General features: G+C 30.0%; 8 protein-coding genes and 1 pseudogene. All 9 read right to left on the bottom strand.

Annotation, left to right across the window (positions count from 1 at the left end):
- Positions 1 to 444, bottom strand: a pseudogene (locus tag D8836_RS10825) (CPBP family intramembrane glutamic endopeptidase); the annotation flags it as partial.
- A gap of 179 nt (positions 445 to 623) precedes the next feature.
- Positions 624 to 1,232, bottom strand: coding sequence for a Type 1 glutamine amidotransferase-like domain-containing protein (locus tag D8836_RS10830; protein ID WP_125393975.1), 609 nt, complete (start codon positions 1,230 to 1,232; stop codon positions 624 to 626).
- 47 nt (positions 1,233 to 1,279) lie between these two features.
- Entirely contained in the window at positions 1,280 to 1,708 is a 429-nt protein-coding gene (gene aac(6') / locus D8836_RS10835; protein ID WP_013903432.1) for an aminoglycoside 6'-N-acetyltransferase, read from the bottom strand.
- Between the two features lie 343 nt (positions 1,709 to 2,051).
- Positions 2,052 to 3,734 carry an ABC transporter ATP-binding protein gene (locus D8836_RS10840; RefSeq protein ID WP_125393976.1) on the bottom strand — a complete coding sequence of 561 codons (1,683 nt, stop codon included), beginning with the start codon at positions 3,732 to 3,734 and terminating at the stop codon, positions 2,052 to 2,054.
- Between the two features lie 2 nt (positions 3,735 to 3,736).
- Complete coding sequence (locus tag D8836_RS10845) at positions 3,737 to 4,474, bottom strand: ABC transporter ATP-binding protein (RefSeq protein ID WP_125393977.1); 738 nt, start codon at positions 4,472 to 4,474, stop codon at positions 3,737 to 3,739.
- Positions 4,475 to 4,609: 135 nt separating this feature from the next.
- Complete coding sequence (locus D8836_RS10850; RefSeq protein WP_125393978.1) at positions 4,610 to 5,350, bottom strand: hypothetical protein; 741 nt, start codon at positions 5,348 to 5,350, stop codon at positions 4,610 to 4,612.
- Positions 5,351 to 5,620: 270 nt separating this feature from the next.
- Positions 5,621 to 6,256 (bottom strand): TetR/AcrR family transcriptional regulator, encoded by a 636-nt coding sequence (locus D8836_RS10855; protein ID WP_125393979.1) that lies wholly within the window; start codon positions 6,254 to 6,256, stop codon positions 5,621 to 5,623.
- A 148-nt stretch (positions 6,257 to 6,404) separates the two neighbouring features.
- A complete protein-coding gene (locus D8836_RS10860; RefSeq protein WP_125393980.1) occupies positions 6,405 to 7,688 on the bottom strand; it encodes a cellulose synthase in 1,284 nt (427 codons plus the stop codon).
- Between the two features lie 75 nt (positions 7,689 to 7,763).
- A complete protein-coding gene (locus D8836_RS10865; protein WP_045606823.1) occupies positions 7,764 to 8,108 on the bottom strand; it encodes a hypothetical protein in 345 nt (114 codons plus the stop codon).
- Positions 8,109 to 8,236 lie beyond the last annotated feature (128 nt).

Consider the following 8,236-nt stretch of genomic DNA (forward strand, 5'->3'; position numbering starts at 1 on the left):
CAAATTAGATTGCCAATAAGTATATTTTTTATCAAGTAACGGTTGTAATATACCTCTCCATCCTAATTCTTCATGTCCACCACCAAAAAAAATTAATTGTATAAAGAATAGCGGCATCAGATAAATTGATACTCCGTTTAATTCTAAGGAAGATACAGAGAATAGTATCAAAATTGCTAACAAATGAATAATGAAATAAATACTACTATTTTTTCTTTTATTAAATACAAAATGTTTAAATTTTATATTATTCCTTTTCAAATAAAAGCCACTTGCAATAGCTGGACCAAGTGCACCTACTATATGTAACATTCTCCCTATAAATATTTCTAATCCCAAAATATGAGATTGAGTAAATATGGCAAGAAGCCCCCAAGCTATATAAGTAATTCCAAATGTACAATAAAGATAATTTTTTAAATTCTTTTTGTCAATTTCTGTCATTTTATCTTCCTTATCTTGATTATTTTATGAATAATATTTTTACTGCTTCTTAGTTGCTGTCGATTTTAAACTACCTATATTCTATCACAAAAACACAAAAAAAGCCTTACAATCAAGGCTTTTCATTATTCATTTCATCAATACTTTAGTTTCGTAGGTTCAGATTCGCATGATTAAAACTAGTCAATTTTCTCAATAATGTTTCCAAGTTTATCTAATACAAGACATGAATGATCATTTAGTGGAATTATGGGAACATTAACGAGTTCTTCAGCTCTATCCTTATTTGCTTTATCATTCCATGAATCATAATGGACACTAATTAAAAACTGACTAAAGAATCCTAATCCATTTTTTATCTTTATCTGATGATCTGAATTATCATTAGGTGAGACATAGACTTTTTCTCCTAATAATAGGGCTCCTGCAGAAAATCCTATAACTTTTACCCCTTTATTAAGCATATGATCGATATAATTTTTGAACTCCTGATTGACATAAGTAGCTAAATATTTTTCCGTATTTCCACCACCTATAATAATTAGATCAGCATCTAGATAGCTATCAAAATTAATCTGCTCAGTGTCCAAAAGTAAGTAATCAGTGTTTAGATGAGGAAATTGACTTTGGAAAACTTCCGTGTACTTTTTCATATAGGGTTGCCAATTATCTCGAAAAACTGTAAAAATAACAATTCTTTCAATCTTGCTTGATAATACAATTTTATCAACAATGCTATGTTTCTTTATTGGGGGATTCCCACCCNTCAAAAAAATTTGTTCTTTCAAGTTAACACACTTTCTAAAGATACATAAATTTTGACCACGTTCTGAAATTATAATTTCTTCTTAAAATGAATAATTCTATTTGCCTCCTGAAATCCAATATTGAGATGAAATCTTATAGAATCCGTATTCGTTAAAGTACAGTCACTTGCAAATTCCTTACATCCTTTATTTTTCGCCCATTCCTCACATTTTGTACAGAGATTTTTAGCAATATCCTTTAAACGATATTCCTCGTCGACAATAATCCCTTCTAAGAATCCAACAGGACTATATTTACAACCTTCAACGTAATCAAATCTGAGTGAACATAGTGCTAGACCTACAATTGTGTCACCTTCAACTTCAGTAAAGATTGCAGTATTTTTGCCATTCGTATATTTTTTTACTTCATCAATAGCTTCTTTATCGGTCAATTGGGGCCATAATTGTTTCATTAGTTTAGCCGTTTTTATAGAATCTTTTGTTATTCCATCCATATTGATGTTCCTCCGCAAATTACAAGCAAGTTTTTCGAATCACGCTGTTACTTTGTTACTCATTGATTGATACCAATACCATCCCCTTCTACTTTTCGACTGTCTCAGATCGGAAGAGCAGAGCCACGCACTCGGCGGTTCGGACTTACCGTATCATTTCGTCGGTTTCCCTCCTCATTCTACGAGTCCTATACCATGGGCGGAGCATCTACTTCTAGTTCGCCGATGCCTCAGCTCGTACAAGCAGTGATACTGCCTCAACATGTGGTGCTAGTCAACATCTATATTATATAACGAAAGTAATAGAGTGTTTTATAAAATTATACTATAAAATGAAAGAGAATTACACACTCAACTCAAACAACTTATAAAACTCACCTCTCCTAACCATCAAATCACTGAAAGAACCATCTTCAACAATAACTCCATTTTTCATAAAAAGAATTCTATTGTATTTTTTCAACATGCTCTTATTTAACTTATGCGTAACAACAAGAACCGTCAAATCTTGAATTTCTAAAATTGAACTTTCAATTTCAGTAGTAACTTTATTATCTAAAGACGAGGTAGCCTCATCTAATAATAAGATTGGTGTTTTTCGAATTAAAGCACGCGCAATACTAAGTCTCTGTCTTTCTCCCCCAGATAGATTTGATCCATTCTCGCCACATAAAGTTTGTAGACCTAATTCATTTTCTAAAATATAACTTTCTAAGCCAGACTGCTGTACAGCTTTTTTTATATCATCTTCAGTAAAGGATTGACTAAGGGTAATATTTGCTTTTAAAGTATCATCAAAGATATAAACATCTTGCTGAACAGTAGTCATTAAGTTATAAAGGCTCTCTGCTGAAATAGCTTGCAAATCTTGATTATCAATTGAGATATACCCACTTGTTACATCATAGAAACGCAGTAATAGATTGAGTAAAGTTGATTTCCCACTCCCTGACATTCCTACAATTGCAATTTTTTCTCCTTTTTTAATCTTCAAAGATAAATGATTAAAAATTTTTTCTTCAGTATTAGGATAGGAAAAATCTATATTTGAAAAAGAAATAACATCATCAAAAAATTCTTTCGTTTCACCAGTCTGAAGTTCTGTTACATCTTTTACCTCAAATGCATCTAGTGTTGCCTGACCTTCACGGAATTTACTTATTCCCATACCAACTTCATTTAGTGGCATTACTACAAAATTGACCAGTTGAACAATAGCTGTTACACTCCCAATTGTGGTATGGCCATTAAAAACAAGATACATTCCTCCACCAAAGGCTACCAAAAAAACAATCATCCCTGAAAGCTGCGAAATAACATTAGCTAAAACATCAAATTTCCCTTTTATAAAATTTATTTCATCAAATTTTTCACTTTCATTACTATAATCCTCACAGATAGCATCTTTCACATTAAAACTTTTTATAACTAGNAACCCTGCTAAAATATCTTTAACCTTAGCTAAATACTTCTGATCGGCAATCATAGCTCTTTTTTGAAGTGAAGCTGATTTTTGCCCAATAAATCCTGATATCATCATTGGAATAATGCTAGCAATGATTACTAATAAAGTCAAAAACCAATTACCTATAAACATAGCTAGGAGTGAAAAAATCATTAAGGAAAGGTTTTTTGAAATATTAAAATACTGGTGGAGATAATCTTGCTCAATTTTCTTCATATTTTCGGTTAATACAGAAATAAACTTCCCTGATTTTTCTTTAGAAAAGTCTCTATAATCGCTATCTAAAATAGATTGGAACACCTTGTTTTTGTATCTTGACATGATTTGCCTAACAAGTTTATTTCTCAATCGAAGAGATATAAAGTTCAGTCCTGTATAGATGAAAATAACACTAGCTCCTACTAGTACCGCTTGAGTTAAGGCATCTTCATTTTGAGACATACCACTATCAATAATCCCTTTAATAGAATAAGCAAAAGCAATATTAGTTAAAGGGACCAGTATATTAAATATCATGAAAGCATAAAAAGCCTTCTGATGATTCTTTATCAATTGTTTCATCCTTAATCTACCTCATAATTCTTAATTTCATTTAGAAAATGAGACATAAAATATTCTTCTAAGTTAGTATTCTCTCTCCTAATCTCTTTCATAGAGACCTGTTCTACAATTTCCCCATTTTTGATAAAACCAATTTTATCTGCTATCTGTGAAATTTCCGATAATATATGACTCGATATTAGTATTGTAATNCCTTGTTCCTTAGAAAGCGACAACAAAAGATTTCGAATTTCTTGAATTCCTATTGGATCTAAACCATTGATTGGCTCATCTAAAATCAACAATTTAGGTTTTGTTAGAAAAGCACGAGCTAAACCAAGCCTTTGCCTCATTCCTAACGAAAAATCTTTTACTTTTTTAGTCGTATTTTTTAATCCGACCATTCTTAAAGATCTTATTATATCTGATTCAGTAATATTTTTCCCCATATACTGTGCGTGAATTTCCAAAATTTCTTTTGCAGTGTAATTATCATAAAAAATTGGTGATTCAATAATACTTCCAATCTGACTTAGGATTTCTTCTCTGTGTTCTTGTAGATTTTTCCCAAAAATTTCAATACTACCTGATGTAATTGTTGATAAGGATAACATACATTTCATTAACGTTGTTTTTCCAGCACCATTCGGTCCTAAAAAACCATAGATTTCTCCTTCAGCAATTTGAAGGTTGATACCACTTAAAATTTCTTCTTTATCAATTGTTTTAAAAACTTCTTTTATTTCAACAATATTTCTCATTTCTATCTCTCTTTCTATATCCAGCTTTAAATGCAAGAATTTTTCTCCCGGAGCATAGATACTAACTTATACAGTCTCTTTTTTTATATAAATCATTAAGGAATTATCACTTTCCTTCAATTAAACTCAGGTATGCTACTTGATACTAATATCTTTTCTTGAAATAGTATAAATTGAAAATGAAGTAATCATTAAACTTAGGAAACTTGCAAATATTAAAAAGAATAAGTTATCAGCAATATTATTAGATAAACTTCCTGGACTTACATTCGAAAGTAATACTGCTAAACCAAGACCTGTAAGCATTGTTATAGCTGTTGAATGCTTAATCATACCTAAAACAAATGATAGTAACCCTATTAGTACTGTTCCAAACGTAACTCCAGCTAAGTTAATTAATTGATTAGCAACAGGGATATAACTAGATTCAGTGACAACAGCCATGAATCTAATGAATAATTGAATCACTAAATGTGCAGAAAAATGGGTAATAAATGCTATTAGAATGACTGAAACAATTTTTCCCCATAGTAACTTTATTTTAGAAATAGGGTAAGAAAACAACTGAAAAATTGTTCTTCGTTTAAATTCATCAATCATAATCATAGATAATAAATAAGATTCAAAAATCAAAAATGCTGCTTTTGTAAATAAAGATGAAAACAATGAAGCTACAATTGCCCAACCTTCCCATTTACCAGTAATTCTAATAACATTAGAATCCTGTCCAGTGAATTCTCCTAGTTTATTATCAGTACCTAACCCCATAATAATGATTGCTGTAATACCTAACACTATAAATATACTACACAACCAGGCTAAAAATAATTTAGATTTAGAAACTTTATTTAATTCAATTTTAATAAGCGACAACATAGATTCTTTCCTCCGAAGTGTAAATAAAGAATAAACTATTCAAACTAATCTCAACAAATATTTAAAAATAAACTTATTCTTCAGACAATGTCACTATACATACTATCGGTATGTATATACTAAAAACAAACATACCTACGGTATGTATAATAGATTTTTAATAACACACTTAAAGTATGTTATTTTTTAATTATAAATTATGTAAGATAATTTATTCAATTGATAATACATAAATAGAAATGAGTATTAACAAAAATGTCATGCGACGACTTATTTACTATTTTTTAAGTGATCGAATAAGTTGAAAATCACCTCCATCATTTCATAAGAAATTAACTGTACCCCTAGACCTTCAAAAGTAAGTTTAATGAAATTCATTTTACGCTTTAATTCTACTAATGAAAAAACGGAAATTTGAAAACCAATCCAAATATTTAGAGTTAAAACAATTAAATCTGCTAGCTCTTCTGGATATTCTGTTTTAATAGACCTATCTTCAACACCTTCGTAAACTTTCTCTCTAATTTCGGGTAAAAAATCAGAAAATAGACCTAAATACTGCTCTCCTAACAAACGTGGACTTCTCAGCATGATTGAGGCAGAGTAAACGAGCTTTTGGTGTTCAAAATTAGAGAAAGAGTCCATCAAAGAATTTTGTATCTTTTCTAATCCAGTATTTCCTCTCCAATTATATTTTAAAATTTCTTGATTATTTTCGCTAATGATTGTTTGCAGTATATCATATTTAGACTCAAAATGATGATAGATAACACCTTTTGTTAATCCACCTAAGCCATCTATGATATCTTGTATTGAAGTATTATCAAATCCTTTTTCTAAAAATAGATTTTTAGAGACCTCTAGTATTTTTTTTCTAGTTTCATGTGAGTTTCTATTCCTTGCCATTTTAGTCCCTTTCTATCATACCAATGGTATGTAATTATATTGTAGTGGAAGTAACTAATAATGTCAAGTTCTTTATTGGAAAATGCAAAAAAAGCCTTATAATCAAGGCTTTTCATTATCGCTTCACTAAAATGTTTTAATGAAAAAGTTACCAGTAGTACCTTTTCTCACTTAGATATTGTTCTTTTTGTTCTCTAGAATTTTCATGATTTCTAATTCCTAGTAATTCGTCTGTTGAAGAAACTATTGGGTCTATCCAGTCAGCTTTGGATCTAATCCAATCAATTTCTTCTTTACAAAGCTTCCCTGCTATCTCCAATTTATCAGCCATCAGTCTTAAATCATTTGCTATTTGAAAGTCTTCCAGCATATTAAGAAGACACATTGTTCGCTTCTTCTCCTCTTCGATTCTATTTTGTAATTTTCTTTTTCGCTCCTGCTCCTCTTCGTATTGTCTTTCTCTCTCTTCACGTTCAAGTCGTAAGTTCTTAACTTTATAATACTCTTGGTAAATTAAAACAATTATTTCTGGTATTGATTGTTCAAGTGTAAATTCTTTAGTATCTTTAATGTATTTACCATCTATTATCTTAAATCGAAATTTTCCATTTGGTATATAGTCATACTTCTTTATTCTTGGTTTAAAAGCATATCTATTAAACTTAACGCTATCATTGTACTTCGCTAATTCTTTAGCTTCTTCTTTTGTTAATTCATGACTTACTTTGTCTGTTGATTCTATAACTTCAAAACGAACAATATCCTTTTCAATTTGAATATCCCAATTTGAAGTTACATTATCGCCGATTTTTTCAATTACAGTAACTAGTGTATCTAAAAAGCGATATAAACGTGGAAGAGAATTTAGTGAAATATTTTTTACAAATTTAGGTTCTTTTAATTCATTATATCTGTGCCTAGAATCAAAGTAAGGATAAGAAGCAGCTTTTTCCCTCTTATTCCACTCTGCAATTTTATCCCTTAGATTAGCTACAGATTTATGTAATCTCTTATTTGGAGACTGATTTAGATTTGAAACTGCTTCAATAATACGCTCTATTTTATCGTCCTCTAAAAATGATAATGAACTTCTTATACTAGTTGTATCAAGTTTAACAATATCTTCTTTTTTATCTTCCGTACTATCTTCTTTATGTTTAGCAACTTTAATTCTACTGTTCTTTAAACTTTTTCTATCAATATGAACCTCATTTACATCATTTTGTGGTAATGGAACGATAAGTTCACTTAGGTCTTGTCCAGTATTCTTACGATACCAATAACTACCCTTTGGAATTGGGATTTCAAATTCTTTACATTTCTTGAGTAAGTCAGAATAACTTAAATCATATTTCAATGAAACTTGTTTCGCACTTATCTCCCAGATTTCTTCATAGAGTTCTTCTCTAGAAAAGGTCTTTATCATCTTCATTTGAAACACCTTTACCCTTATATTTTACATCACCGTTTTTATATTTACCAAGCGAAAACGCAAATTCAAAAACTTCTAATTCTTCACTTCTGCATTTTCGCTTAATATAAAAAGTAAATCTTGTTTTAAACCGTTAAATTCCTCTATAATTTTATCTAAACTGGCTTCAATATTTTCAACACGGATCTCTGATAGCTTACCGTGATTGTATGAAATCATTCTTTCGGCGATAATATGATATGACCAACTCTCTGTGAAACGTCTGTCTCTTTCTTCATTATGAATAGCAAAACCAATTGGAAGAAGATTATTTCTAAGACCTATAGCAACTGCCTGTGAACTTATACCTAAATAATCACCAGCAATTTTTAATGTGATTTTATTTAATTTTCTAATATCTTCGTCAGTATATTTCGGCATGTTTGTACTCCTTTGTTATAATTCAAAATACAATATCATCTATTTAAAAATATCTTGATAGTATGCTATTTAGTTGATTTCCACAATAAAATTAATTTGTGGTACATCATACTCTGAAAGTTAATAAT

This window comes from Streptococcus mitis (assembly GCF_003942995.1).
In the GTDB taxonomy this organism is placed as follows: Bacteria; Bacillota; Bacilli; order Lactobacillales; family Streptococcaceae; genus Streptococcus; species Streptococcus mitis_CV.

Coding starts and splice junctions, on each gene's coding strand:
- D8836_RS10850 (WP_125393978.1), bottom strand. CDS start 5,350: ATGTTGTCGCTTATTAAAATTGAATTAAATAAAGTTTCTAAATCTAAA.
- D8836_RS10855 (WP_125393979.1), bottom strand. CDS start 6,256: ATGGCAAGGAATAGAAACTCACATGAAACTAGAAAAAAAATACTAGAG.
- D8836_RS10860 (WP_125393980.1), bottom strand. CDS start 7,688: ATGAAGATGATAAAGACCTTTTCTAGAGAAGAACTCTATGAAGAAATC.
- D8836_RS10865 (WP_045606823.1), bottom strand. CDS start 8,108: ATGCCGAAATATACTGACGAAGATATTAGAAAATTAAATAAAATCACA.